General features: G+C 71.4%; 23 protein-coding genes and 1 pseudogene. 14 read left to right on the top strand and 10 right to left on the bottom strand.

The features are described 5' to 3' along the window. Positions 1-125 precede the first annotated feature (125 nt). Positions 126-1,397, bottom strand: a complete 1,272-nt coding sequence (locus AC068A_RS32150) for an extracellular solute-binding protein (protein WP_478589799.1) — start codon at positions 1,395-1,397, stop codon at positions 126-128. 233 nt (positions 1,398-1,630) lie between these two features. On the opposite strand from AC068A_RS32150, the gene AC068A_RS32155 reads away from it, so the two are divergent. The 4 genes from AC068A_RS32155 to AC068A_RS32170 all read left to right on the top strand — a co-directional run bounded on the left by AC068A_RS32155 (position 1,631) and on the right by AC068A_RS32170 (position 6,232). Then, positions 1,631-3,298 (top strand): glycoside hydrolase family 13 protein, encoded by a 1,668-nt coding sequence (locus AC068A_RS32155; RefSeq protein ID WP_478589800.1) that lies wholly within the window; start codon positions 1,631-1,633, stop codon positions 3,296-3,298. A gap of 25 nt (positions 3,299-3,323) precedes the next feature. Beyond that, entirely contained in the window at positions 3,324-4,358 is a 1,035-nt protein-coding gene (locus AC068A_RS32160) for a LacI family DNA-binding transcriptional regulator (RefSeq protein ID WP_478589801.1), read from the top strand. Positions 4,359-4,485: 127 nt separating this feature from the next. Next, positions 4,486-5,388 (top strand): phosphatase PAP2 family protein, encoded by a 903-nt coding sequence (locus AC068A_RS32165; protein ID WP_478589802.1) that lies wholly within the window; start codon positions 4,486-4,488, stop codon positions 5,386-5,388. 34 nt (positions 5,389-5,422) lie between these two features. Further along, positions 5,423-6,232 (top strand): YwqG family protein, encoded by an 810-nt coding sequence (locus tag AC068A_RS32170; protein WP_478589803.1) that lies wholly within the window; start codon positions 5,423-5,425, stop codon positions 6,230-6,232. 16 nt (positions 6,233-6,248) lie between these two features. Here the strand turns inward: AC068A_RS32170 and AC068A_RS32175 are convergent, their stop codons facing one another. Beyond that, on the bottom strand, positions 6,249-6,785 hold the full coding sequence (locus tag AC068A_RS32175) for a hypothetical protein (protein WP_478589804.1): 537 nt from the start codon (positions 6,783-6,785) through the stop codon (positions 6,249-6,251). Positions 6,786-6,841: 56 nt separating this feature from the next. Further along, positions 6,842-7,273 (bottom strand): GNAT family N-acetyltransferase, encoded by a 432-nt coding sequence (locus tag AC068A_RS32180; RefSeq protein ID WP_478589805.1) that lies wholly within the window; start codon positions 7,271-7,273, stop codon positions 6,842-6,844. Between the two features lie 227 nt (positions 7,274-7,500). On the opposite strand from AC068A_RS32180, the gene AC068A_RS32185 reads away from it, so the two are divergent. After that, on the top strand, positions 7,501-7,842 hold the full coding sequence (locus AC068A_RS32185; protein ID WP_478589806.1) for a hypothetical protein: 342 nt from the start codon (positions 7,501-7,503) through the stop codon (positions 7,840-7,842). A 140-nt stretch (positions 7,843-7,982) separates the two neighbouring features. Next, a complete protein-coding gene (locus AC068A_RS32190) occupies positions 7,983-8,465 on the top strand; it encodes a hypothetical protein (protein ID WP_478589807.1) in 483 nt (160 codons plus the stop codon). A 302-nt stretch (positions 8,466-8,767) separates the two neighbouring features. Here the strand turns inward: AC068A_RS32190 and AC068A_RS32195 are convergent, their stop codons facing one another. After that, entirely contained in the window at positions 8,768-9,025 is a 258-nt protein-coding gene (locus AC068A_RS32195; RefSeq protein WP_478589808.1) for a DUF397 domain-containing protein, read from the bottom strand. After that, positions 9,022-9,870: a helix-turn-helix domain-containing protein gene (locus tag AC068A_RS32200; RefSeq protein WP_478589826.1), complete on the bottom strand. Its 849-nt coding sequence runs from the start codon at positions 9,868-9,870 to the stop codon at positions 9,022-9,024. Before AC068A_RS32200 ends, AC068A_RS32195 begins: the two co-directional genes overlap by 4 nt. Before the next feature lie 111 nt (positions 9,871-9,981). Here AC068A_RS32200 and AC068A_RS32205 point away from each other — a divergent pair, with 111 nt between their 5' ends. The 3 genes from AC068A_RS32205 (at position 9,982) to AC068A_RS32215 (ending at position 12,063) form a co-directional block, all read left to right on the top strand. Next, entirely contained in the window at positions 9,982-10,446 is a 465-nt protein-coding gene (locus tag AC068A_RS32205) for an ATP-binding protein (protein ID WP_478589809.1), read from the top strand. A 213-nt stretch (positions 10,447-10,659) separates the two neighbouring features. Then, positions 10,660-11,550, top strand: coding sequence for a helix-turn-helix domain-containing protein (locus AC068A_RS32210; RefSeq protein ID WP_478589810.1), 891 nt, complete (start codon positions 10,660-10,662; stop codon positions 11,548-11,550). A gap of 72 nt (positions 11,551-11,622) precedes the next feature. Further along, the gene (locus AC068A_RS32215; RefSeq protein WP_478589811.1) at positions 11,623-12,063 is read left to right on the top strand and encodes a hypothetical protein; all 441 of its coding nucleotides are present in this window, start codon (positions 11,623-11,625) and stop codon (positions 12,061-12,063) included. Positions 12,064-12,094: 31 nt separating this feature from the next. On the opposite strand, the gene AC068A_RS32220 is transcribed toward AC068A_RS32215, so the two are convergent. Further along, the gene (locus AC068A_RS32220; RefSeq protein ID WP_478589812.1) at positions 12,095-12,601 is read right to left on the bottom strand and encodes a DUF3995 domain-containing protein; all 507 of its coding nucleotides are present in this window, start codon (positions 12,599-12,601) and stop codon (positions 12,095-12,097) included. A gap of 223 nt (positions 12,602-12,824) precedes the next feature. Further along, a complete protein-coding gene (locus tag AC068A_RS32225; RefSeq protein WP_478589813.1) occupies positions 12,825-13,400 on the bottom strand; it encodes an SMI1/KNR4 family protein in 576 nt (191 codons plus the stop codon). Positions 13,401-13,450: 50 nt separating this feature from the next. Between AC068A_RS32225 and AC068A_RS32230 the strand changes: the two genes are divergently transcribed. Next, the gene (locus tag AC068A_RS32230; protein ID WP_478589814.1) at positions 13,451-14,464 is read left to right on the top strand and encodes a hypothetical protein; all 1,014 of its coding nucleotides are present in this window, start codon (positions 13,451-13,453) and stop codon (positions 14,462-14,464) included. Between the two features lie 22 nt (positions 14,465-14,486). On the opposite strand, the gene AC068A_RS32235 is transcribed toward AC068A_RS32230, so the two are convergent. Together AC068A_RS32235 and AC068A_RS32240 are read right to left on the bottom strand one after the other, a co-directional pair. Next, entirely contained in the window at positions 14,487-14,831 is a 345-nt protein-coding gene (locus AC068A_RS32235) for a hypothetical protein (RefSeq protein ID WP_478589815.1), read from the bottom strand. Between the two features lie 434 nt (positions 14,832-15,265). After that, positions 15,266-15,486 (bottom strand): annotated as a pseudogene (locus tag AC068A_RS32240) (hypothetical protein); the annotation flags it as partial. A 141-nt stretch (positions 15,487-15,627) separates the two neighbouring features. On the opposite strand from AC068A_RS32240, the gene AC068A_RS32245 reads away from it, so the two are divergent. Genes AC068A_RS32245 through AC068A_RS32260 form a run of 4 tightly spaced genes read left to right on the top strand, consistent with a single transcriptional unit; the run spans position 15,628 to position 21,762 of the window. Then, positions 15,628-16,128 carry a hypothetical protein gene (locus tag AC068A_RS32245; protein ID WP_478589816.1) on the top strand — a complete coding sequence of 167 codons (501 nt, stop codon included), beginning with the start codon at positions 15,628-15,630 and terminating at the stop codon, positions 16,126-16,128. Next, on the top strand, positions 16,125-16,763 hold the full coding sequence (locus AC068A_RS32250; RefSeq protein ID WP_478589817.1) for a hypothetical protein: 639 nt from the start codon (positions 16,125-16,127) through the stop codon (positions 16,761-16,763). Before AC068A_RS32245 ends, AC068A_RS32250 begins: the two co-directional genes overlap by 4 nt. Continuing rightward, positions 16,763-21,328, top strand: coding sequence for a putative T7SS-secreted protein (locus tag AC068A_RS32255; protein WP_478589818.1), 4,566 nt, complete (start codon positions 16,763-16,765; stop codon positions 21,326-21,328). The genes AC068A_RS32250 and AC068A_RS32255 overlap by 1 nt, the downstream gene beginning before the upstream one ends. Then, on the top strand, positions 21,325-21,762 hold the full coding sequence (locus tag AC068A_RS32260; RefSeq protein WP_478589819.1) for a hypothetical protein: 438 nt from the start codon (positions 21,325-21,327) through the stop codon (positions 21,760-21,762). Before AC068A_RS32255 ends, AC068A_RS32260 begins: the two co-directional genes overlap by 4 nt. Before the next feature lie 114 nt (positions 21,763-21,876). Here the strand turns inward: AC068A_RS32260 and AC068A_RS32265 are convergent, their stop codons facing one another. Further along, entirely contained in the window at positions 21,877-24,951 is a 3,075-nt protein-coding gene (locus tag AC068A_RS32265; RefSeq protein WP_478589820.1) for a bifunctional [glutamine synthetase] adenylyltransferase/[glutamine synthetase]-adenylyl-L-tyrosine phosphorylase, read from the bottom strand. Positions 24,952-25,003: the final 52 nt, after the last annotated feature.

The following is a 25,003-nucleotide window of genomic DNA, read 5'->3' on the forward strand; positions in this document are numbered from 1 at the left end:
TTCTACCCCCCCCCCCCCCCCCCCCCCCCCCCCCCCCCCCCCCCCCCGCCCACCCCCCCCCCCCCCCCCCCCCCCCCCCGCGGCCGTTGCCACCGACTGGCTGGTGTCAGCAGCCATGGTCGTTGTTACTTCCAGCCCTTGAGGATCTTGCGGAACTCGGCGCCGGCGGCCTTGGCGGCGTCCTCGGGGGTCGAGGCCCCGGTGACGGCCTTGGTGTATTCGACCTTCAGCGGCTCGAAGAGGGAGCCGTTCTCCGGGATCCAGGCGCGCTCGACGGCCTTGTCCACGGCCGGCTTGAAGAACTGGACCATCTCGTTGGACTTGACGTCGGCCTGCTCGTAGGCGGCGGTCCGGGTCGGGAGCAGGCTGAGCTCCTTCGCGGTCTGGACCTGGACCTCCTGCGAGGTCATGTACTCGACGAAGGCGTGCGCGGCGGCGCGGTTCTTCGACCCGGCGTAGACGGCGAGGTCGTGGCCGCCCTGCGGGCCGCCCGCCTTGACCGAGCCGGCCGGGACCGGGGCGATGCCCAGGTTGGCCTTGTCCGTGAACTGCTCGCCGGCGTAGGTGTCCTTGATCGCCCAGGGGCCGTTGATCATCATGGCGACCTGGCCGGTCTTGAAGGCGGTCTGCATGTTCTGGTAGCCGTCGGTGGAGTTGGTGACGGCTGCACCGGAGGCGACCAGGTCGCGGGCGGCCTTGAACGCCTTGACACCGGCCTCGCTGTCGACCGTGACCGCCTTGTTCTTCGCGTCGACGAGGTCGCCGCCCTCGCCGTAGATGAGGGGAAGGAACCAGTAGGAGTCGTCGCCGCGGAGGTACAGGCCGGACTTGCCGGTCTTCGCCTTGATCGCGGCGGCGGCGGTCTTCAGCTCCTCCAGGGACTTGGGGGGCTGGACGCCGGCGTCGGCGAGCATCTTCTTGTTGTAGAAGAGGCCGAGGGTGTCGATGACCTGCGGGACGGCGTAGGTCTTGCCCTCGTACTTGCCGCTGGCCGCGGCCTGCGGCAGGAACTCGGCGTCGACCTTCTTCACGGTGTCGGCCGGGACCTGGTCCAGGTAGCCGAGCGAGGCGAAGTCGGCGACCCAGCCGACGTCGGCGCGGATCACGTCGGGGGCCTCGGAGCCGCTGCTGAAGGCGTTCTTGACCTTGTTCTGCGCGTCGCCGTACGGGACGTTGACGTACTTGACGGTCACCTTCGGGTGCTTCGCGGTGAACGCCTCGGCGATCTTCTGGATGCTGGCCTTCTCGGCATCGTTCGAGGTGTCCCACCACGTGACCGTGCCGGAGAGCTCCCCGCCGGCCTGGGTACCGCTGTCGTCCTTGGTGTCACCGCCGCAAGCCGTCGCCGCGAGCGCCAGGGTCGCGACCAGCGCGGTGGCCGCTATGCCACGCCGCATATGAACTCCTTCGATGATCCCGGCCGCTCCCTCGCGGTCCCGAGTTGCAGGGAACGTAACAAGCCTGAAAGCCGTCCGAAAGAGCTTGCGGCAATTTTCTGCAAGCGGAGCTGATCGTTACAACCGCGTGTCCTGAAGGTTGCCGCTGCTTGCTGGCCGTTCGAACTTCCTTCGGGTCATCAGGCCTGCAAGCAGCCCGCAACCAGGGGCGGTGTGGCCGCGTTGACACCGATATGACCCATGAGCTGACCGCCCCCGGGCTTGCAAGCGCTTCCAGCAAGGCTGCAGAAACGGCCGTGGAACCGGCCACGGAACCGGCCACGGAAAGCGTCGGCTGGTGGCGCGATGCCGTCATCTACCAGGTGTACGTCCGCTCCTTCGCGGACAGCGACGGAGACGGCAACGGCGACCTGCGCGGGGTGTGCTCCCGCCTGCCGCACCTGGCCCGGCTCGGCGTCGACGCCGTGTGGCTGACGCCGTTCTACGTCTCCCCGCAGGCCGACGGCGGCTACGACGTCGCCGACTACCGGGCCGTCGACCCCCTCTTCGGCGACCTGTCCGACGCCGACGACCTGGTCCGCGCCGCCCACGCCCTGGGCCTGCGGGTCATCGTCGACGTCGTCCCCAACCACACTTCCGACCTGCACCCCTGGTTCCGCGAGGCCCTCTCCGCCGGCCCGGGCGCCCCGGCCCGGGCCCGCTACCACTTCCGCCCCGGCCGCGGCGCGGACGGCTCGGAGCCGCCGAACGACTGGGAGTCCGTCTTCGGCGGCCCCGCCTGGACCCGCACCCCGGACGGCGACTGGTACCTGCACCTGTTCGCCCCCCAGCAGCCCGACCTGAACTGGGAGCATCCCGAGGTCGCGGAGGAGTTCGCCTCCGTCCTGCGCTTCTGGCTCGACCTCGGCGTGGACGGCTTCCGCGTCGACGTCGCCCACGGCATGGTCAAGGCGCCCGGCCTGCCCGACATCGGCCGCGGCGCCCAGGCCACCCTGATCGGCACCGAGCCGCTCCCCTTCTTCGACCAGGACGGCGTCCACGAGATCCACCGCTCCTGGCGCCGCCTCCTCGACTCGTACGAGGGCCCGCGCATCGGCGTCGCCGAGGCCTGGGCGCCGACCTCCGAGCGGCTCGCCCTGTACGTCCGGCCCGACGAGCTGCACCAGGCGTTCAACTTCCGGTTCCTGAACTGCCCCTGGGACGCGGCCGCGATGCGCACGGTGATCGAGGAGTCGCTCGCCGCGACCACCGCGGTCGGCGCCCCGACCACCTGGGTGCTGTCCAACCACGACGTCGTACGCCATGTCACCCGCTACGGCGGCGGCCTGCGCGGCCTGGCCCGGGCGCGGGCCGCCGCCCTGCTGATGCTGGCGCTGCCCGGGTCGGCGTACCTCTACCAGGGCGAGGAGCTCGGCCTGCCGGAGGTGACCGACCTGCCCGACGAGGTCCGCCGGGATCCCGCCTTCCGCCGCACTGCCGGGCAGGACGGGCTGCGCGACGGCTGCCGCATCCCGCTGCCCTGGTCCGGGAAGGAGCCGCCGTACGGCTTCGGCCCGTCCGGCAGGTGCTGGCTGCCGCAGCCGCGCAGCTGGGGCGCGCTGACCGTCACCGCGCAGACCGGCGATCCGCACTCCACCCTGGAGCTGTACCGGGCCGCCCTGGAGCTGCGCCGGGCCCTGCCCGGCCTCGGCTCCCCGGACGCGGGCCCGCTGACCTGGCAGCCGGCCCCCGAGGGGGTGCTGCTGTTCACCCGGCCCGGTTTCGCCTGCACCCTCAACAGCCGGTCCGGGCCGCTCGAACTGCCCTCGCCGGGCCGTCCCGTGCTCTCCAGCGCGCCCGTCGAGACGGACGGGCGGACCGTCCGCCTTCCCCCGGATTCGTGCACCTGGTGGGTTTTGTAGCGTGCGACCGGTACAGTCCAATCCCGTGACCGCACGGCTTGCCGACATCGCAGCCCAGGCGGGGGTCAGCGAAGCCACAGTCAGCCGCGTGCTCAACGGCAAGCCCGGTGTGGCCGCAGGCACCCGCGAATCGGTGCTGGCCGCGCTCGACGTGCTCGGCTACGAACGCCCGGTGAAGCTGCGCCAGCGCAGCGCGGGCCTGGTCGGGCTGATCACCCCCGAGCTGGACAATCCCATCTTCCCGGCGCTCGCCCAGGTCATCGGCCAGGCGCTGACCCGCCAGGGCTACACGCCGGTGCTGGCCACGCAGACCCCGGGCGGGTCCACGGAGGACGAGCTGACCGAGATGCTCGTGGACCGCGGGGTCTCCGGGATCATCTTCGTCTCCGGCCTGCACGCCGACACGACCGCCGACATGGGCCGCTACGAGCAACTGCGGGCGAAGGGGGTCCCCTTCGTCCTCATCAACGGCTTCTCCGACAAGGTGCAGGCCCCGTTCGTCTCCCCCGACGACCGGGCGGCGATGCAGCTCGCGGTGACCCACCTGACCGCGCTCGGCCACACCCGGATCGGGCTGGCGGTCGGCCCGAAGCGGTTCGTCCCGGTCCTGCGCAAGATCGAGGGCTTCCGGCTGGGCATGAGGGAGCGGCTCGGCCTGGACGAGGCCGCCGTCGAGGAGCTCATCCAGCACTCCCTCTACACGCTGGAGGGCGGGCAGGCCGCCGCCACCGCGCTGATAGCGCGCGGCTGCACGGCGATCGTGTGCGCCAGCGACATGATGGCGCTCGGCGCGATCCGGGCCGCCCGGCAGCAGGGGCGGCGCGTGCCGCAGGACGTCTCGGTGGTCGGCTTCGACGACTCGCCGCTCATAGCGTTCACCGACCCGCCGCTCACCACGATCCGGCAGCCCGTGCAGGCCATGGGCCAGGCCGCCGTACGCACGCTGCTGGAGGAGATCGGCGGTACGCCGGCCCCGCACAGCGAGTTCGTCTTCCTGCCCGAGCTGGTGGTCCGCGGGTCCACCGCGTCCGGCCCCGAACGGCACCGGGGGCCTTCGTAGCCGTGGCCCCGGCGGACCCCTCCGGGGCCACGGCCGGGGCGTGTCATACCCAGGGCTGAGCTGCTGCAGGCGAGACAGCCCCGAGGGATGATCGAAGGCGAGGAGGCATCTGGCAGACTCTCGTCCCATGGGTGAAGCGAGCGTGAAGACACTGGAAACCAGGGCGGACGCCTCGTCACCCGCCGTGGTCGACGACGAGGCCCGTCCGGATCACCAGCACACCCTGCTCACCCGCCTGCGGGCCCCGCGCCGGCCCCGGATCTGGTTCGAGATCCTGCTCATCGCGGTCAGCTACTGGACGTACTCGCTCATCCGCAACGCCGTGCCCGAGCAGAAGTCGATCGCCCTGGCGAACGCCGACTGGCTGTGGCACATCGAGCACACCCTCGGCATCGCCGTGGAGAAGACCGTCAACCACACCGTGAACTCGGTGACGTGGCTGATCGTCGGCATGAACTACTACTACGCCACGCTCCACTTCGTGGTGACCCTCGGCGTGCTCGCCTGGATCTACCGCTGGCATCCGGGGCGGTACGCCGCCGCCCGCTTCGTCCTCTTCGCCACCACGGGCGTGGCGCTGGTCGGCTACTACTTCTATCCGCTCGCGCCGCCGCGGCTGATGGAGAGCGAGAACTTCATCGACACGGTGCTGGTCCACCACACCTGGGGATCGATGGCCTCGGGCAACCTCAAGAACATGTCGAACCAGTACGCCGCCATGCCGTCCATGCACATCGGCTGGTCGCTGTGGTGCGGGCTGACGATCTACGCGGTGGCGGCGGCTCCGTGGGCGCGGATCCTGGGCCTGCTCTACCCGGCGGCCACGCTCGTCGTCATCGTGGCCACCGCGAACCACTTCTGGCTGGACGCGGTCGGCGGCATGCTGTGCCTCGCCTTCGGGTACGCGGCGTCCCGCACGTGGTACGGCGACATGCCGCACCGCCTGCCCCGCCACCCCGTGCACACGGGCCCGCATCCGGCGACAGCCGCTCTGCTGAACCGGTTCCGCACCCCGACCCCGCGGGGCTGAGCCCGCCCCTCCACCCGGCTGCCCGGAAGGCACGATGACGCCCACCCCCGCACCCTCGGCCGAGGCGATACCCGCCGCGCTGCCCGAGCTGGCCCCGTACGCGCGGGAGGCGGTGCGGCTCCACCCCGAGCGCGGGGAGCCCGACCACGGGGACAGCTCCATCGGCGGCCCACTGCTGTGGCCGGCCGACGAGCCGTGGCCCGTCTGCTCCCTGCCCGACGAAACCGGCGGCCCCGACGAGACCGGTCCCGGCGGCGAGCCCGCCACGGCCATGGTGCCGGTCGCCCAGATCTTCCGGCGCGACGCCCCCGGCCCCTGGTGGCCCGACGGAACGGACCTCCTCCAGATCCTGTGGTGCCCCAACGAGCACTGGGACCCGCCGGCCCACCAGGCCGACATCGCCCCCGCCGTCGAGCTGCGGTGGCGGCGCACCACCGACGTGACGAGCCCGCTCGCGGCCCCGCCGGCGCCGACGCGGTACGACGAGGACGGCTACCTGCCCCGGGCCTGCACCCTCACCACCGAGCCGCTAACCGACTTCCCCTACCGCGAGGAGTTGCCCGAGGAGCTCCGCCCGCCGCTCACGAAGCTGGTCGAAGCGACCGGCCCGGAGGGCAGTGACGTCATCACCCGCCTCGCCGGCTGGAAGCTGGGCGGCTGGCCGACCTGGCACCTGAACCACCCCATGGCGTTCGCCTGCGCCGACTGCGGCACGGCCATGACGCTCCTGTTCACGGCGGCCAGCGACTCCGAGACGGGCGTGGTGGTCGGCCGCCACGGCGACCTGCGGATCTTCACCTGCCCGGCCGACCACCGCCACGTCTTCCAGGCCGACCTGCACTGACCGACCCGCGCCGCCCTCACAGCACGTGGGGGCCGGGGGAGCCGGTAATCAGGTAGGCGGTGGTCGTGCCGTCGCCCTGGTCGTCGAGCAGGACCATGAACTCGGATCCGTACGAGGTCGTGAAGCGGTGGATCGGGTAGACCCTGGAGGCGTCCAGCCGCAGGGCGAAGTGCTTCATCGTGGACTCCTGGAAGGGCGGCTCGGTCGCCTCATGCCACTTGTTTCCGCTGCGCCAGCGGCCGGCCTTCGGCCATTGAGCCCACGGCCGCGCCCCGAGATCGACCCCCTGCGCGCGCAGGTAGTCGTCCAGGCAGTCCTTCGGGGTGGTGAAGCTGATCTCCACGCCGTCCGGCGGCCAGAACTCCTGGTGGTCCCGGTAGCTGTGCTCGACCATGTCGCAATCGGGCAGCTCCAGGTGCAGGGCGTCCAGCACCTCCTGCCTGCTGTGGCCGCATCCTGCGAGCAGGGGTGCCGCAAGCAGTACGGCCAGCACCCCCGCCGCCGCCCGTACTCGTTGCTTGCGTCCCCGTGATGCGGGTCGGTCGGTCCGCACGCGCTCCCCCTTGATCTTTCTGAACGCGTTCAGACTACATGCCGTCCCGGGCGTGCCTACTGCTCCCCCAGCGCCATCCACTTCTGCGGCGTGTCGAGCGGGGTGAAGCCGGACCGGGCGTAGACGCCGTGCGCGTCGGCGGTGGCGAGGAGGATCCGGCGCAGCCCGTACGGCTCCAGGTGCTCCTTGACCGCCTCGACGAGCGCCCCGCCGAGCCCCTTGCCGCGGGCGCCGGGGTCGACGTAGACGTCGCACAGCCAGGCGAAGGTGGCCCGGTCGGTGACGACGCGGGCGTAGGCGAGCTGGGCCCCGGAGGCCTGGTCGTAGACGCCGAAGTTCACGGAGCCCGCGATGGCCTCCTCCTGCTTCTGGCGGCTGCGGCCGAGGGCCCAGTACGCGTCCTCGGAGAGCCAGCGGTGGATCAGGCCGACGTCGAGCCGGGCCGGGTCGGTGGAAATCTCGTAGCCGTCGGGCAGTTCTTTGCTCATGCCCCGCATCCAAACAGCGCCCGCCGGACCCGGCCAGCGGTTATCCCGGCATCCGGGACACGAGGCCGGCCAGGGCGCTTCGATCAGAGTGTGGGCGGAGAGGATCCCGACTTCTTCTGCGAGCAGTCGGGCAGGAACCGACAGGTCTGCATACGACATCTGACGAGCACGGCGACGGCCTGACGGAGGCCCGGCTCCGGCAAGGGGTCGAGGAGGAGGCGGATCACATGGAGCAGGCGCAGCGGGAGGTCAAGAGCGTGCCGCAGATCAGGTGGGGTTGCGCGGTGGCGCCGTCGGCGGGGGTCGCCACGGGGGTGCTCGGATCGGTGCTGCTGGCCTCCGCTTGGCGTGCCTGTGACGTCGGCGTGAACGGGGCCGCCAACAGCCTCGCCCTCGTCCTCTACGGGTCGCTGCTCACGCTGGTCGCGGTGGTGTGGTGGGGGGTGGTCGTGGGATACGCCGGGCGGCGGAGCCTCAGGGTCGCACTGCTCGGCGGGTCGGCCGGCACAGCGGTGATGGTGTGGGTCTTCGTGGCGCTGCTTCAGGTCCCCCACGGGTACACGTGCTGATACAACCGGCCGTTGCCAACCGGGCCCGATCCCCTCTCACCCACGTCTTCGACGACCGTCACCCTGACCTGCACGGACGCATCGAACACTGCGGGCAAACGCAGTAGCGGCAGGTCACAGTCGTGTCGGAAGATCAGCACATGGAAACCGTGGTGCAGTGGGTCCGCACGTCGTGGACCAAGTGGTCCCGCGGCGGGCTCGCATCCTCACACAGGAACAAGGCGCCCACAGCCTTTCCCCTGCCGCCCGTGGCACCGTCCTTCGTGCACAACGTGCTCATGTACGAAGCCGACGGCTTCCGGCCTCACTTCGAGACACACGAGGGCCCACCCGACTCCGGCTCGGCCACCGGGGTGCTCCTGCACGAAGCCGACGGCCTGCTCCGGGTCCAGCTGACTGTCACACCGTTCGGCATGCCACGCAGGTGGCGACGCCCCCCAGCAGTCCGCCTCGCCCGCGGCGAATGGCTCCGCTGGCAGGTCAACTATCGCTTCGCAGACACATGCAGTGGCGACTGGACCTACCGCCTCGACACACTGAGCATCGCCAACGGCCCGGCACCGACCGACCTCTTCCTGGGCACACCGACTCGCCACGTCGATGAACGCGCCGCTCTTCGATGACCCCCGTCCTTGCGATCTCACAAACGGACTGAGCTGGAAAAACGCCCCGTGCCGGAGCGACAACCGCGGCTGACGAGCGGGTCGGCCGGCGGTCATACGGGGGTGCGGGGGTGCGGGGCCCGATGCCGGCCAGTGCCTCCGTGAGGGTGCCGGTGAAAGTGCACCCGCTGGGCCGGCCAGTAGACCTCCAGGCCGGGCCAGACCGCAGCCTCGACGACGGTGTCCCAGACCGCCGGACGCGGCCGCCGAAGCCGGAGCACCGTCTAGCGGCCGCGCTTACCTTCCGCTTGCGGAGCCGCGCTCTAGGCACCGGCGACGGCCACGAATCCGGCCCAGGCGGTGGGACTCAGCGCCAGGCGGGCGCCGTCGGGAACCTTGGAGTCGCGGACGAGAATCGTGCCGGGCAGTTGGGCGACCTCGACGCATTCGTTGCTGTTGCTGGCGCTGTAGCTGCTCTTGGTCCAGGCGACTTCGACACAGTCGGGGCCGTCCGCGGTGCTGTAGCTGCTCTTGACCCACGTCAGAGTGGCAAGGCCCTCAGCCGACAGCCGGATGCTCATGTCTCCCCCAGTACCTTCTCGATGAACGTCAGCGACTCGCGAGGCGTCAGGGCCTGCGCTCGGATCATGCCATAGCGCATGTCCAGGACCTGGACCTCTTTCGGTTCGGTGATCAGCCGGCTGGACAGTTGAACTTCGCTGTGTCCGACCGTCGTTCCGTCCGTGAGACGCATGACCTTGAATGACGAAGCAAGTCCGGAGTGCTCTTCCACTACGGTTGGCATCACCTGGATCTCCACGTTCCGTAGCCTGCCGACTTCCAACAGGTGTTCCAACTGGCCGCGCAGCACCATCTTGCCGCCGACTGGCCTGCGAAGTACCGCCTCTTCCTGGACGACTGTCAGGAGCGGCGCCGAGTTCTGGCGAATGACGTCCTGGCGTGCCAGCCTTGCAGCCACAAGGCGTTCAATCTCATCCGCGGAGTACGCCGGTCGGCGCAGCCCGTAGAGGGTGCGTGCGTACTCCGCGGTCTGCAGCAGGCCCGGCACCACGACGTTGTCGTACGCACCGATCTCAACGGCCTGGGACTCCAACTTGGCCAGATCGCGGACCTTCTTGGGGTAGCGGGCCCTTTCGACGTCGACCTTCATCGCCGCGATTTTCCCACCTGCCTCCAGCACCTCATCCGCCTTGTCCAGAAACTCGGGGCGGGGAATGCGGGTGCCGCGCTCGATCTTGTAGATCAGGTTCGGGCCGTAACCCATCCGCTTGCCGAACTGTGCAGCATCAAGACCTGCCGCCTCTCGCCACATTTTCAACTGGCGCCCCACCGTGGCGATTACCGCCCCGGATTCGTCCTCTGGATCGAGTTCCCAGCTCGATTCGTCGGCACCGTCTGCGTTCACTTCCACCTCCGATTTTGACCGGGAGGACAGCAGGGGACAGCCCTGGACAACCGCTGTACACAGCGCCCTCGGCTCTGTTCAGGTTACGCACGAATCGCCACGCTGAGTCACGTGAATCAGGAAATCTCCCTCGACGCCACCCTCCCCGCAACCCCGCGCGGCGCTCGCGCGGCCCGCGCCCTCGCGGTGCACCAACTCACGGAACATCGACTTCCGTTCATCGAGGCGGCACAGGTCGTCGCCGAGCTCGCCGCGAACGCCGTCACGCACGGGCGGGTCTTGGGGCGGAGCTTCCGCCTGCGCCTGTACATCAATCCCGGGCCTACGCTCCGTATCGAGGTGTCGGACACCCGCGCCGAGGCGGCGCCCCCCGCAGCGGCCCAACTCCCGGACACCGAGGCCGAATCCGGGCGAGGGCTCGTCGTGGTGTCGAGGCTGGCCGATCGCTGGGGTACGGATCACGGGCCCGTACCCCTGAAAACGGTGTGGGCGGAATTGGACCTGACCGGTCCGCTTTCACCGGATCGAGGTTTCCACGACCCGGTGGACCACTCCCCGGTAACGCTCGACGCCTAGAGATAAACACCGGGGGGAAATGACCTCTCCCAACCTCCCCCCTCCCCCTCTCACCCGGTTGGGTGAATTACGCCAACTCGGCTGGCACAATTGCCGATCCGCGGTGCAGAGTCGGCCTCAGACGCAAGACCCCCACAAACGCAATCGGCCCTCGCATGGGACTGCCATCCCGCCGCGAGGGCCTGACCACACAGGAAGTAACACCCCTTCCTCATGGCTGACCAGCAGCTTAGCGCGCCCGCGCGCGCCCTGTCGGGTATCCGACACATCAACCGCGCCCACCGCACCCGGTTCGTGGTGATCGGCAACCACCTCGCCCAGCACGGCGAGTTGAGCCTCACCGCGATCGGGCTGGCCACGCACATCCAGTCGTTGCCGCCCGGCGCCCCGGTGACCATCAAGGCCCTGGCCGCGCGCTTCCCCGAGGGCGAGGTACGGATCGCCACGGCCCTGCGCGAGCTGGAGGAGCACGGCTACCTGGGCCGCTACCAGGAGCGGCTGCCGTCGGGCCGGGTCGTGACGTACACGGTCTCGTACAACAACCCCCCGGCGCTGAGGGCGGAGGCGAGGAGGGGCGGCGACGAGCCGCCCCCGGAGCCCCCCGAACCGGACGACGACGGCGGCAGCCACCCCGCACCCGCGGCCGAGGAACCCCCCGCCCCGCAGCCGGAGGAACCATCGCCGCTCCCGGAGCCGGAGACCGCCCCGACCCCCGAGGCGGACGCGGAGGCGCGCTCACTGCTGGCCCGGCTGCGGCTGCGGGACCCGCGGCTGGTGCTGTCGCAGCGGGACGTGACCCGGCTGGCCACGGCCGTGGCCGCCTGGCTGGAACGCGGCCTGACCCCGAGCGCGGTCAGCGCCACCCTGGCCCGCAGCCTCCCCCTGACCCCGATCCACTCCCCGTACGGGCTGCTGGCGCACCGCCTCCGCGAGCTGATCCCGCCCCCGATCCCGGCCGGCCCGGCGATCGGCCCGACGGCCCCGGACCGGCAGATCCACCCGCTCCAATGCTGCGAATCCTGCGGCAAGGCCTACCGCGCCCCCACCCGCGGCGGCAACTGCGGCCCCTGCACCCGCGCCATGGACCCGACGAAAGCCGCGTAGCCGGGCGGGCCCGGGCGCTGCAATAGTCGGCGCATGAGCCGCCGAACGCCTGCCCCTACCGACGAAACGCCCTTGACCGCCGAGGAGTACGCGGCCGTGCATGCAGCCGTCTCCACCGGCGCCGGGCGTCGGATCGACGGACACCCGTGGACGCTCAACGCGCTCTTCGAGGCGTGGAAGGACCTCGTGGAGGAAGTGGAAGAGGGCTACGGGTGGTGCGCACCGGAGCTCGACAACGACCTCTCCTGCCGGACCGCGCTGGCCAGGGTCTGGCGGCTGCTGCCGCCACGGGTGCAGGCCCTCCGCCGACCCGAACTCGACGAACTGGACGCCCGCTTCCGTACGGCCACGATCCCCTGGCCGGACCGGGACGAAGACCCGCACCAGTGGTGGGAGCGGCGCATTCCGCAGATTCTCGAGGTCGAGGCAGGAGAAGAGCACCGGCAGGGATGGCCCATGGGCTGGGACATGATGCCGTTCCCCAAGCCGGACGGGGTCGAAGTCGTCGAATGACCCTGCCGCCCGGCCCGACGACACACCGGACTCAACGGCCGCGGCGCAGACGCTGCCGGGCAGCCGCGCCGAGGGTGATGCCCCAGACCAGGAACAGCCCGTACCAGAACAGCCCCCACACGGCGTCCGGGTGCGCGTCCTTGGCGGCGAAGGCGGGGGCGGAAACGACCCGTTCGGCGGCGAGCAGGTACTGCAGGGCGAAGTAGGTGAAGCCCCAGAGACTCATGCCGACCGAGGCGATCAGTGCGGGGACGGCGAGCAGGCGGCGCGGCAGCCGCAGGCCCCACGGCCGGACCAGGGCGAGGGCGAGGACCGCACCGAGGACCGCGGCCCCGCCCATCCCCCAGTAGCCGACGGCCGCCTCCCAGGTGCCGTGCGGGGCCCCGGCGAAGTCGCCGGGGAAGGTGGCTCCGATGCCGGCGCCCCACCAGAAGTGCGGGGCGGCGTACGCGAGGGCCGCCGCCGCGGCCACGTACCCGGCGTACCCGGCCCGCCGTCCGCGCGGTGCGGCGGTCGTCGTCGCTGCGGCCTGCGCCATGGTGTCCCCCACCCTGCTCGTCCCGGTACGGCGGAGGCCCGTCGCCTCCCGCCCGGAACCACCCTGTCCGAGCCCGCCCCACGCCGAATCGCCCGCCGGGATGCAGCCCCTCCCCCGGGCGGGGGAGGCACGGCTCCGCAGATCGGCGGAACAGGCGGCCCTATCCGGGCCGGCCCGGCCCGGACTCGGGCTCGGGCTCGGGCTCGGGCTCGGGCGGCAGGACTCACCCGGGCCGGCCCCAGTCCGGCAGCAGGTCCCAGGAGCTGCGCCCCAGCCACTCGGCGAAGGTGACCGGCCGCCCGCCGCCCTCGTGGTCGAGGGACAGCGGGACGATCAGGTCGTGGGTGGCCCGTCCGTCCCACCACACCGTGCCGGCCAGTGGACCGGACAGCGCGAGCAGCGTGGCGAAGCCGCAACCGTGCTCCTGGAGGACCACGGCGCCGGCCGTCTTCCGGTCCTGGAACTCCTCGTACTCCGCGTCCCAGGCACCCCAGGCGACCGCGGCCGACGGCCCGTCGGGGAAGTCCTCCCACTGGGGCTCCCGCGCGTCCAGCTCGGCCTCCGCGGCCGCGTACGAGTCGGGGTGCGGGAAGGGCAGCGGCAGCAGGTCGGCCCGGGTCTGGCCGTTGCCGGCCCACCACCAGCCCCGCTCGCCGCGTTCAAGCCGGGCCACGTCCCCACCGGCACTGACGCCGACCACATAGGCCCGGTACTCAGCGGGAAAGGAAACCCCGAGCTCACGCTCGGCCTCGGCCACCTCGGCTTCGGTCAACGGCGGCGGCGGTGAAGGACGGTGCACGCGGCCCACCTTAGGGCGAGGCTGTCGGGGGCGTCGGCTAGGGTGCGCGGATGATATTCGGACATGGGCGGTTTCCGGCCGCCGTCGGGGGCTTCGAAGCGGCTGTACGGGCCCGGGACGCGGACGCGGCAGAGGAAGCCTTCGCGCAGCTGACGCACGGTTTCGGCAAGGCGACGGACGCCCAGCTGCAGGAGGCGGGTCCTCGGCTCTCCGCCCTGCTCGGGGAGGTGCCGCCCGGGCCGCGGGCGGTGGTGGCGGTGATGACCGGGGCGTGCGTCGAGCGCGGCGCCGACCCGCTGGCGTGCGCGCCCGCCGTTTTCGCGGGCGCCCGAGACGCCTTCGAGCAGGCCGCCGTCTTCTGCGAGTGGTGGGCGGCTGCCGGCCGTGGCGAGCTGCCCGACCATGAGGGCGAGGGTCTGGAGGAGGCCGACTTCGAGCGGATCGGCTTCGAGCCCGTCATGGCCTGGCAGGCGCTGCCGCAGTTCGAGATGGCCTGCGTGGCGATGCTCAACTCGGCGCGGGTGCGCCGCGAGATCCCCGGCCGCGACGGGTTGCGGGCCGCCGTGGCCCGGGTCGCGGAGCTGTCCGACGAGCCGTTCAAGTGCCTCGCGTACGCCCTCGCCGTCCTGGACGACGAGCCGCTCATCGCGCTCGACCGCGCCACCGGCGCCGGCTTCGCGCTGCGTATCTCCGGCATCGGCGACAACTTCCAGCTGCACACGCTCCTCGCAGACGCCCTGATCGGGCGGGGGCTCGTGGAGGGTGAGGCGCCGTCGGCCGAGGCCGTCGCCTGCTGCCGCGACCGGGCCGGCATGGTGCCGACCACCGGCTCCTTCAACCTGGTCGGCGCCGACGGCGAGTGGATATGGAACGAGGGCAACCCGGCGGACATCCCTGCCGTGGACGGCGTCCGGCTCGTTCTCCTCGACCCGCCCCCGTACCAGAGGAGCTGGCCCGCCGGCCGCTTCTTCCCCGGGATGACCGGCGACCTCGTGTACGAGGGCACCCTCGCGCCGGAGAAGTCGGCCGCCCTGCTCGCCCGAGTGTCCGAGCGCGTCCGCTGACGCGGGCGACGCCCTGACCGCCTCAGGCCGGGCCCTGGCCGCTGCTCCGGCGCAGGGGCCTGACCGGGTCACGCCATGCGGCGACCACCACCGCCGCCGCCGTCAGCCACCGAACAAACGGCGCCGCCGGTCTCCTGCTCTCGGGCGCGAACGCGACGGGCTGATCCGGCTCGGAACCTGCCCCAGTCGGCAGCGGCAGCAGGTCCGCCCGGGGCTGGCGGTTGCCGGCCCACCACCAGCCCGGCTCGCCGCGTTCGAGCCAGGCCACGCACCCACCGGCACTGACGCCGACCACATAGGCCCGGTACTCAGCGGGAAAGGAAACCCCGAGCTCACGCTCGGCCTCGGCCACCTCGGCTTCGGTCAACGGCGGCGGCGGTGAAGGACGGTGCACGCGGCCCGGGCTAGGGGCACTGCCGATCCGCCCGCCCAGCTGATCGAGGAACTCCTCCAGGGTGGACGCGACCGGCTCGCACTCCTCGAACCAAGCCGACGAGGCGGACCACCACACCGCCCCGACCCCGCGAGCGCGAACGGATGCCCGCCGCCGTCACTGCCGAAGACGATCCCGTCCTCCGCCTCACCGCGGATCCGCACGGGTCCGTACTCCCGGAAGTCCGCCGCGACCTTGTCGGGGGAATGGATGAAATACCCGCTGCCGACATCGGGAAGCGAGACCTCGGCGACGACCCAGTACAGCGTGGTCAGGTCGGACGGAATCGGCGTCAGGTCGACGAGCGCCCCCGTAGCCCTGTGGCTCTCGTCCGTCGCACGCCGCACCGTTCTCTTGCCTGGCGGATAGCCGTATAAGAGGGCGTCGACGACGGCGCGGGCGCGGCGGGTGGTGCGGCGGTAGTCGTCCAGCATCCCGCCGACCGCGCCCTCTGCGTAGCCGAGGTAGCGGCCCGCCGCGGCCAGTTCGCACGCCTCCGACGGGAAGGTGTCCCGGCGCGGCCGCGGCCCAGCATCACCGCGTTGCGGACGCGGCTGGCCAGGACGCAGGCCTCGTCCAGGATCTGAGCCAACGCCCCGCACGGACGGACGGCCGGACTGCCGGGCCGGGTAGGCCAGGCAGAGGAGCGCTCGAGGCCCGACCTGGATCCGCATGCCTGTCTCATTCTGTGCGTGTCGGAAGAGCAAAGACGGGTGCACACCAGCGCATCATGCACAATCACGTTCGATTGCAAAGGGCTGCGAGGGCGCAGTTGGGATGGCTGGAGGGCTTCGGGGTGGGGTTCGACGAGGAATGGGGCGCACTGCGCGCCGAGGCGGCAACACGCCCTCCAATACCGGCTGTTGATGCGTACGAGACGGCGCGGGAAGCGGCGCTGCAATGCCTGGCGGACTTCCGGGACGGCATCGTTTTGGTGCCGTTGGACGAGCGGGGCGGCCTGTGGACGGCGCAACTCGGCGGTCTGGACTGGATCTGTGCTTTCTCCGACGAGGAGGCGCTGTACCGGTTCGTGGTGGCGCGCGACGCGGCTGACCGTGAGTGGCCGTACCGGCGGATCGGCGGTGCCCGGCTGTTGGACGAGGTGCTGCCGGCGCTGGACTTTCCGTGCGGGGTGGCCCTGAATGCTGCGGGTCCGGACGGTGCGGTGTTCCCGCCGGTGCGCGGGATCGTTCCCGATTCGGCGGCGCTCGACGGGGAGCGTGCGGCATGAGCGGAGACGACAAGGACCTCGACGTCTCGAAGCAGGCCCTGGGCCAGATAGCGAAGGGCATCACGGATGCGCTGTCCGAGCTGAAGGAGCTCGGCATGGTCGGCGACGCGAGCATGGGCCGCGGCTTCTCCAAGCTGGCCCTGTCCGGTGTGCAGACGGGCCACGAGGGCCTGACCGCCACCATGAAGACGTTCTGCGAGCGCTGGGAGTGGGGGGTGCGCGCGCTGGTCCAGCAGGGCAACGCCTTCGCCGCGAACGTCGGTCTGTCGGCGGGCCTGATCCACGAACAGGACCAGTACCTCCAGGGCGCCTTCAAGATCATGGTGAACGCCGGGATGGGCAACCCGTACGCCTCCGAGGGCGAGATCACCAAGAAGAGCTGGGACGAGGTCCTGTCCGACAACCCCTACACGCAGTTCCGGGACGCGGACTACAGCCCCGAGTCCCGCGCACGCGCCGCCGAGAACAGCAAGGAGGCCTGGAAGACCGCGATCCGCGACGCGAACACCTCCGACGTCCTGCTGTCCAACCAGGTGATCGACGCGGTCGGGCTGGGCGACGAGCAGGACGCCCTCGTCGAGGGCACGGTCGGACCGGCTCCCCGGCCGGCACCGCAGTCGGAGGGTGAGCGCTGATGACGGACTGGGGCAGCCTGGTCAACAAGGGTCTGGAGAGGGCGGAGCACGGCTGGGACTCCGCCATGAAGTCGATCGGCGAGGGGGTCGACAAGGCCACCGACGGCATCGGCGACGCGCTCGACTACGTCGGCGCCCACGACGCCGCCGACAAGGTGGAGGACTGGGGCGATGGCTTCGCCTCCGGCATGGGCGCCACCGTACGCGAGCAGAACCTCGGCGAGACCGAACAGGCGAACGAACTCGTCCACGGCTCGCCGTCCGCGATCCGTGAGTCCGCGCTGCATCTGAAGGACTTCCAGGCGGCGTTCGAGAATGTCGGCGGAGGCATGCGCGCCCTGGACACCGAGCACTGGAAGGGCGCGGCGGCCGACGCGTTCCGCGAGAAGTTCGCCCTGCACCCGGGCGACTGGCTCCGCGCCGCATCCGCCTGCGAATCCGCAGCCCAGGCCCTGAACGCCTACGCGGAGACCGTCGAGTGGGCGCAGGTCCAGGCACAGCTGGCCATCGAGGCGTACCGGCAGGGCAAGAAGGCCACCGAGGACGCCAAGGCCGCCCACCACAAGGCCCTCACGACATATGAGACGGCGTCTGCGGCCGGCGGTGACGCCGGACCGCGGCCGACCGATCCCGGCGACGTGGGCAAGGCGAGCCGCGACCGGGCCGAAGAGATCCTCAAGTCGGCCCGCAGCCAGCGCGACGACGTCGCCCGCATGGCACAGAAGGCCCTCGACGCAGCGCTCGAACACGCCCCGGCGAAGCCTTCGGCCGCGCAGCGCGCCATGGCGAACACCATCGACCACCAGGGCGCCCAGGTCATCGAGCGGACCCACGTCCTCGGCGGCGTGATCAAGGGCGTAGCAGGCACCGTCAACTTTGCCCGGGGTTTTCTGAACCCCCTCGACCCCTACAACCTGACCCACCCCGCAGAGCACGCCGAGCACGTCAACATGACACTGGCGGGCCTCGTCTCCAGCGCCTCCCACCCCGAACGCATACCCGGGCCGCTGATCGACTCCTTCCTGGCCGACCGGTCCGAGTTCGGCGGCCGGCTCATCCCGGAGTTCTTCGGCGCCAAGGGCGCGGGCCTGCCCCGCACCGCAGCCCGCCTCGCAGACGACCTGGCCAAGACCCCGAAGGCGCCTCGGGGCCCGAAGGAGCCGGACAAGCCGTCCGCAGGCGACGAGCTGCGCAAGGACCCGCACGGGAACTCCCGCGAAGGGGACTGCAAGACCTGCCGCGAGGACCCGGTCGACGTCGCCACGGGGCGGATGACCCTCCCGCAGACCGACCTCGTCCTTCCCGGTTCCCTGCCCCTGGTACTCAGCCGCACCTTCGAGTCGTCGTTCCGCTTGGGCCGCTGGTTCGGCCCCACCTGGGCCTCGACGATCGACCAGCGGCTGGAATTCGACGACGAGGGCATCGTCCTCGTCAGCGAGGACGGCAGCCTCCTCGGCTACCCGCACCCGGCGCCGGGCGCCGCTCCCGTCCTCCCTCACCTGGGCCGGCGCTGGCCGCTGGAGCAGCAGTCGGACGGCGGCTACACGATCACCGACCCCGACACGGGCCGAGTCCGCCACTTCACACCGGACGGTCTGCTGACGCAGGTCGACGACCGCAACGGGGCCTGGATCTCCTACGCGTACGACGAGACCGGCGCCCCCACCGCCGTCTCCCACAGCGGTGGCTACGAGGTCCGTCTCACAACCTCGGACGGCCGAATAACCGGCCTCGCCCTCGCCGACGGCACACAGATCCTCCGCTACGGCTACACCGACGGCCACCTCACCGAGGTCACCAACTCCTCCGGCCGCCCCCTCCGCTTCGGCTACGACGACCTGGGCCGGATCACCTCCTGGACCGACACCAACGACCGCCACTTCGACTACGTCTACGACGACCGGCACCGCTGCATAGCCCAGTCCGGAACCAACGGTCACCTGAACGTCCGCTTCGCCTACGAGCCGGGCCGTACCACCCTCACCGACTCCCTCGGCCACCGCACGCAGTTCGTTGTCAACGACCGCACCCAGATCACCGCGGAGATCGACCCCACAGGCGCCGCCACCCACTTCGAACACGACCGCCGCAACCGCCTGCTCTCGCACACGGACCCGCTGGGCCGCACGACCCGCCTCGCCTACGACGAGGACGGCCGCCTGACCACCGTGACCCGCCCGGACGGCCGCCAGACCCGGGCCGAGTACAACGCGCTCGGCCTTCCCGTCCTGGTGGAGCACCCCGACGGCAGGGTCATCCGCCAGACGTACGACGAACACGGCAACCGAACCTCGGTGACCGACCCGTCGGGCACCACGACGCGCTTCACCTACGACATCCGCGGCCACCTCTCCTCGGCGACGGACGCCCTGGGCAACCCCACCACGGTCCGCTGCGACCCGGCAGGCCAGGTCGTCTCGGCAACGGACCCGCTGGGCGGGACGACCACCTACGAACACGACGCGTTCGGCCGCCCGACCGCAATCACCGACCCGCTGGGCCGCACGACACGTCTCACGTGGAGCGTCGAGGGCCGCCTCCTGCACCGCGAGCACCCCGACGGCACCGAGGAATCCTGGACCTACGACGGCGAAGGCAACTGCCTGACCCACACGGACCCGATCGGGGGCGTCACGGTCTCCGAGTACGGCGACTTCGACCTCCTCACCGCCCGTACCGGCCCCGACGGTACCCGCCACACCTTCGACCACGACACACAGCTCCGCCTCACCGCTGTCACCAACCCCCAGGGCCTGTCGTGGAGCTACACCTACGACCCGGCCGGCCGCCTGGCCTCCGAAACGGACTTCGACGCACGCACTCTCACGTACGCGTACGACGCGTCGGGCCTCCTGGCATCCCGCACCAACGCCCTCGGCGAAACGACCACGTACGAACACAACACACTGGGCCAGACGATCCGCAAGGAGGCAGCGGGCCTGGTCATTACGTACGAGTACGACGCCTTCGAACTCCTCGCGACGGCATCCTCGCCCGAAGCCACGGTCACCTGGCTCCGTGACGCAACGGGCCGGCTCCTCTCGGAGACCGTGAACGGCCGCACCCTCACATACGGCTACGACGCCCTGGGCCGCCGCAGCAGCCGCACAACACCCACAGGCGCCGAAGCCCACTGGACGTACGACCCGGCAGGCCGCCGCACCTCACTCACCACCGCCGGCCGCACTCTGACCTTCGAGCGGGACGCAGCCGGCCAAGAGCTGACTCGAACCCTGGGCCAGTCCCTCTCCCTCACTCACGAGTACGACGCCATGGGCCGCCGCACCGCCCAGTCAGTCCGCGGTCAGGACGGGCGCACCCTCCAACGGCGCGGCTACAGCTACCGCGCCGACGGCTACCTGACGGGCATCGACGACTCCCTCACCGGCCTGCGCACCTTCACCCTCGACGCAGCCGCCCGCGTCACGGCCGTGGATGCGGCCTCCTGGTCCGAGCGGTACGCCTATGACAGCGCCGGCAACCAGACCAGCGCCTCCTGGCCGGCCGACCACCCGGGCGGGGAAGCGCAAGGCGAGCGCACCTACACGGGCACCCGCATCACCCGCGCGGGCTCGATCCGCTACGAGCACGACGCCTTGGGCCGTGTCACCCTCCGCCAGAAGACCCGCCTCTCCCGCAAGCCGGACACCTGGCGCTACGAGTGGAACACGGCGGACCAACTGGTCGGCGTAGTCACCCCGGACGGCACCCGCTGGCGCTACCGCTACGACCCGCTGGGCCGGCGCACAGCCAAACAGCGCCTCTCGCAAACCGGCGAGGTGGCCGAGGAGACCCTGTTCACCTGGGACGGCACCACCCTCTGCGAGGAAACGAACGGCCACGTCACCGTGACCTGGACCCACCAAGGCCTCCACCCCCTCACCCAGACGGAACACATCGACCAGTCCGAGATCGACGACCGCTTCTTCGCGATCGTCACCGACCTGGTCGGAACCCCCACCCACCTCCTCGCGGAGGACGGCACCACGGCGTGGCACACCCGCAGCACCCTGTGGGGCACCACAACCTGGAACCGCGACGCAACCGCCTACACCCCGCTCCGCTTCCCCGGCCAGTACCACGACCCCGAATCCGGCCTCCACCACAACTACTTCCGCACCTACGACCCCGAAACCGCCCGCTACCTCTCCCCGGACCCGATCGGGCTGGCAGGGGGTTCCAACCACTACTGGTTCGGCCCCAATCCACTGGAGTGGACAGACCCCCTCGGCTTGGCACTCTGCCGGGCCAAGCCGAGGTTGGAGGACGGCAACCACAAGGAGGGCTGGCAACATATCAATGAGCGCCACATCGCGGGAAATCACCCATCAGGGCATGGAGATCTCATGCCGCCATCGACCACAAGGGAGCAAGTCGAAAGGGCTGCTGCCAAAATTGTCGAAAAAGGGAGACGCATGACCGAGGATCCCAACCGAAGGATGCAAGTATTCGAGAAGCGCATGACGGTCAACGGCTGGACGGCCCGGTATCGCCTACTTGTGGATTCAGAGGACGGCAACCGAATCATCACGTTCTTCCCGGTGGGAAGGAGCTACGTTCCGTGATCGTAGAATTCAGCGTACGCCCCGACCAGGGAGACCCCAGCGGATTCGACCTCGGAGACATGCTTTGGCGCGGAGAGCTGGGTGAGGCCGGGTCGGCGGGGAAGTCACCCGATCAAGGCATGATGATCTACATCTCGGTGACCCAGCTGATGGACTGCCTCGACGGGCTGCTCAAAGGGCGCACCAAGACTGCATCCTTCACGGGCGCTGATACTTCTTTCGGGCTGACATTCAAGCTGACGAAAAAAGGGATCAGCGTGGCCGCTCGATCCGGACCGGTCGCACTCGTCAGTCCTGCGGTACTCGCCCGGGCGACGCTTTCCGCAGCCGAAGAACTGGCACGTCGCCACCTGGATTCGCTGCCTCCCGATGGGGTCTCGGACGACTACGCGGCCGCACTGAAGAATTTCCGACTCACGGCAAGCGGCTGTTGAGGAATCATTTGCGCGGCGGGGGGATGTCTCCGCGACATGCATGTGCGCGCCCGCCCCGAGCAGCAGACGCCTCGGTGGCAGGCCGACCTGGCGCGTGTGTTCCCCGGCGCGGCCTCAGCCCGCGTAGAAGAGGGCGTCGACGACGGCGCGGGCGCGGCGGGTGGTGCGGCGGTAGTCGTCCAGCATTTCGCCGACCGTGCCCTCCGCGTAGCCGAGGTAGCGGCCCACCGCGCCCAGTTCGCGGGCCTCCGACGGGAAGGTGTCCCCGGCGCGGCCGCGGACCAGCATCACCGCGTTGCGGACGCGGGTGGCCAGGACCCAGGCCTCGTCGAGGATCTGCGCCTCCTCGGCCGGGATCAGGCCGGCCGCGTGGGCGGCGGCCAGGGCCTCGCGGGTGCGGGTGGTGCGCAGGGCGGGTTCGGCCCAGGCGTGCCGCATCTGGAGCAGCTGGACGGTCCACTCGACGTCGCTGAGGCCGCCGCGGCCCAGCTTCGTGTGGAGGGTGGGGTCGGCGCCGCGGGGCAGGCGCTCCGATTCCATGCGGGCTTTGAGGCGGCGGATCTCGCGGACCGCGTCGTCGCCGAGGCCTTCGGCGGGGTAGCGCAGCGGGTCGATCAGCTCGATGAAGCGGCGGCCGAGGTCCGGGTCGCCGGCGACGGGTGCGGCGCGCAGCAGGGCCTGGCTCTCCCAGGTCAGCGACCAGCGGCGGTAGTACGCGGCGTAGGAGGCGAGGGTGCGGACGAGGGGGCCGGAGCGGCCTTCGGGGCGCAGGTCGGCGTCGATGAGCAGCGGCGGGTCGGCGGTGGGGAGCTGGAGGAGGCGGCGCATTTCGGCGATGACGGTCTGGGCGGCCTTCGCGGCCTCCTGCTCGTCGACGCCGTCGCGGGGTTCGTGGACGAACAGGACGTCGGCGTCGGAGCCGTAGCCGAGCTCGTGGCCGCCGAACCGGCCGACGCCGATGACGGCGAAGCGGGTGGGGAGGGTGTCGCCCCACTGGTCGCGGACGGCGGCGCGCAGGGCTCCGGCGACGGTGGCGGCGGTGAGGTCGGACACGGCCCGGCCGACACGGTCGACGAGGGTTCCGCGGTCCTTCTCGGCGGGGCTGTCCTCCGTGCCGTACGAGGCGATGATGTCGGCGGCGGCGGTACGGAACAGTTCGCGGCGGCGGACGCCGCGGGCCACGGCGACGGCGGCCTCGGCGCTCTCGGCGCGGCCGACGGCGGCCAGGACCTCCTGCTCGAGGGCCTCGTGCGTACGGGGCCGGAGGCCCTCGGGGTCGCCGAGCAGGGCGACGGCCTCGGGGGCGCGCATCAGCAGGTCGGGGGCGAGGCGGCCGGCGGACAGGACGCGGGCCAGGTTCTCGGCGGCGGCGCCCTCGTCGCGCAGCAGGCGCAGGTACCAGGGGGTCTTGCCGAGGGCGTCGGAGACCTTGCGGAAGCCCAGCAGGCCGGCGTCCGGGTCGGCCGAGTCCGCGAACCAGCCCAGCATGACGGGGAGCAGGGTGCGCTGGATGGCGGCCTTGCGGGTGACGCCGGAGGCGAGGGCCTCCAGGTGGCGCAGTGCGGCGGCCGGGTCGGCGTACCCGAGGGCTTCGAGGCGCTGGCCGGCGGCGCGCGGCGAGAGCCGGGTCTCGCCGGGGGCGAGCTGGGCGACGGCGTCGAGGAGCGGGCGGTAGAAGAGCTTCTCGTGCAGGCGGCGGACCACGGTGGCGTGGCGCCGCCAGGCCTTGTTGAGTTCGACGACGGGTTCGGTGCGCAGGCCGAGGGAGCGGCCGAGGCGGCGCAGGTCGGCCTCGTCCTCGGGGACGAGGTGGGTGCGGCGCAGGCGGTGGAGCTGGATGCGGTGCTCCATGGCGCGCAGGAAGCGGTACGCGTCGTTCAGCTGGGCGGCGTCGGCGCGGCCGACGTAGCCGCCGGCGGCGAGGGCGTGCAGGGCGTCGAGGGTGGTGCCGGAGCGCAGGGTGGCGTCGCTGCGGCCGTGGACGAGCTGGAGCAGCTGCACGGCGAACTCGACGTCGCGCAGGCCGCCGGGGCCGAGCTTCAGCTCGCGGTCGACCTGGGAGGCGGGGATGTTGTCGACGACGCGGCGGCGCATCTGCTGGACGTCGGCGACGAAGTTCTCGCGCTCGGCGGCCTGCCAGACGAGGGGGCTTATGGCGTCGATGTACTGGGCGCCGAGCTCCGGATCGCCGGCTACGGCGCGGGCCTTGAGGAGGGCCTGGAACTCCCAGGTCTTGGCCCAGCGTTGGTAGTAGGCGAGGTGGGAGGAGAGGGTGCGGACGAGGGGGCCGTTGCGGCCCTCGGGGCGGAGGTTGGCGTCGACGGGCCAGATGCTGCCCTCGATGGTGGCCTCGGAGCAGATGCGCATGAGGTGGGAGGCGAGGCGGGTGGCGGCTTGGAGCGCCTTGGGCTCGTCGCCGGTGGCACTGCCGGCGGTGGTGCCGGTGGCGGCGGTGGCGGCGGTGGTGCCGTTGGGCTTCCCGTTCCCTGGGCCTGCTCCGACCGCTCCGTTGGCGGCTTCCGCGACGAAGATGACGTCCACGTCGGAGACGTAGTTCAGCTCGTTGCCGCCGCACTTGCCCATGGCGATGACGGCGAGGCGGCACCGCGCCGCGTCCTCCGGGGCGGCCGCGCTCGCGATGCGGAGGGCCGCGCGGAGGGTGGCGGTGGCGAGGTCGGCCAGCTCGGCGGCGGTCTGGGCGACGTCGATGGTGCCGCAGACGTCGCGGGCGGCGATGGAGAGCAGGCAGCGGCGGTACGCGACGCGCAGCGCGACGGGGTCGTGCGCCCCGGCCAGGCCCTGCTCGAACTCGGCGAGGCCGGGGTGCAGGTCGGCGGCCTCGTAGGTGACGAGGGCGTGCCAGTCGCGGGGGTGGCGGGCGAGGTGGTCGGCGAGGGCCTCCGAGGCGCCGAGGACGCCGAGGAGGCGGTCGCGCAGGGGCTTGGAGCTGGTGAGGGTGTCGAGGAGGGCGGACCGCTCCTCGGCGGGCTGCGCCTCGGCGAGGCGGACCAGGCCGCGGAGGGCGAGGTCGGGGTCGGCGGTGGCGCCGAGGGCGTCGAGCAGCACCGGGTCGGCGCGTACGGAGGCCAGCGCGTCGGACTCGAGCAGCCGGGCCGCGGCCGAGGGGTCGGTGAAGCCGCTGCGCAGCAGCCTCGTGAAGGTACTGCTCCTGCGTCCCGGGACCGTCATCCCGTCGCCTCCCGCGTCCCGCGTCCGTACGTCGCTCACCGCCACGGCCCTC

This window comes from Streptomyces sp. NPDC043854, from assembly GCF_056436005.1.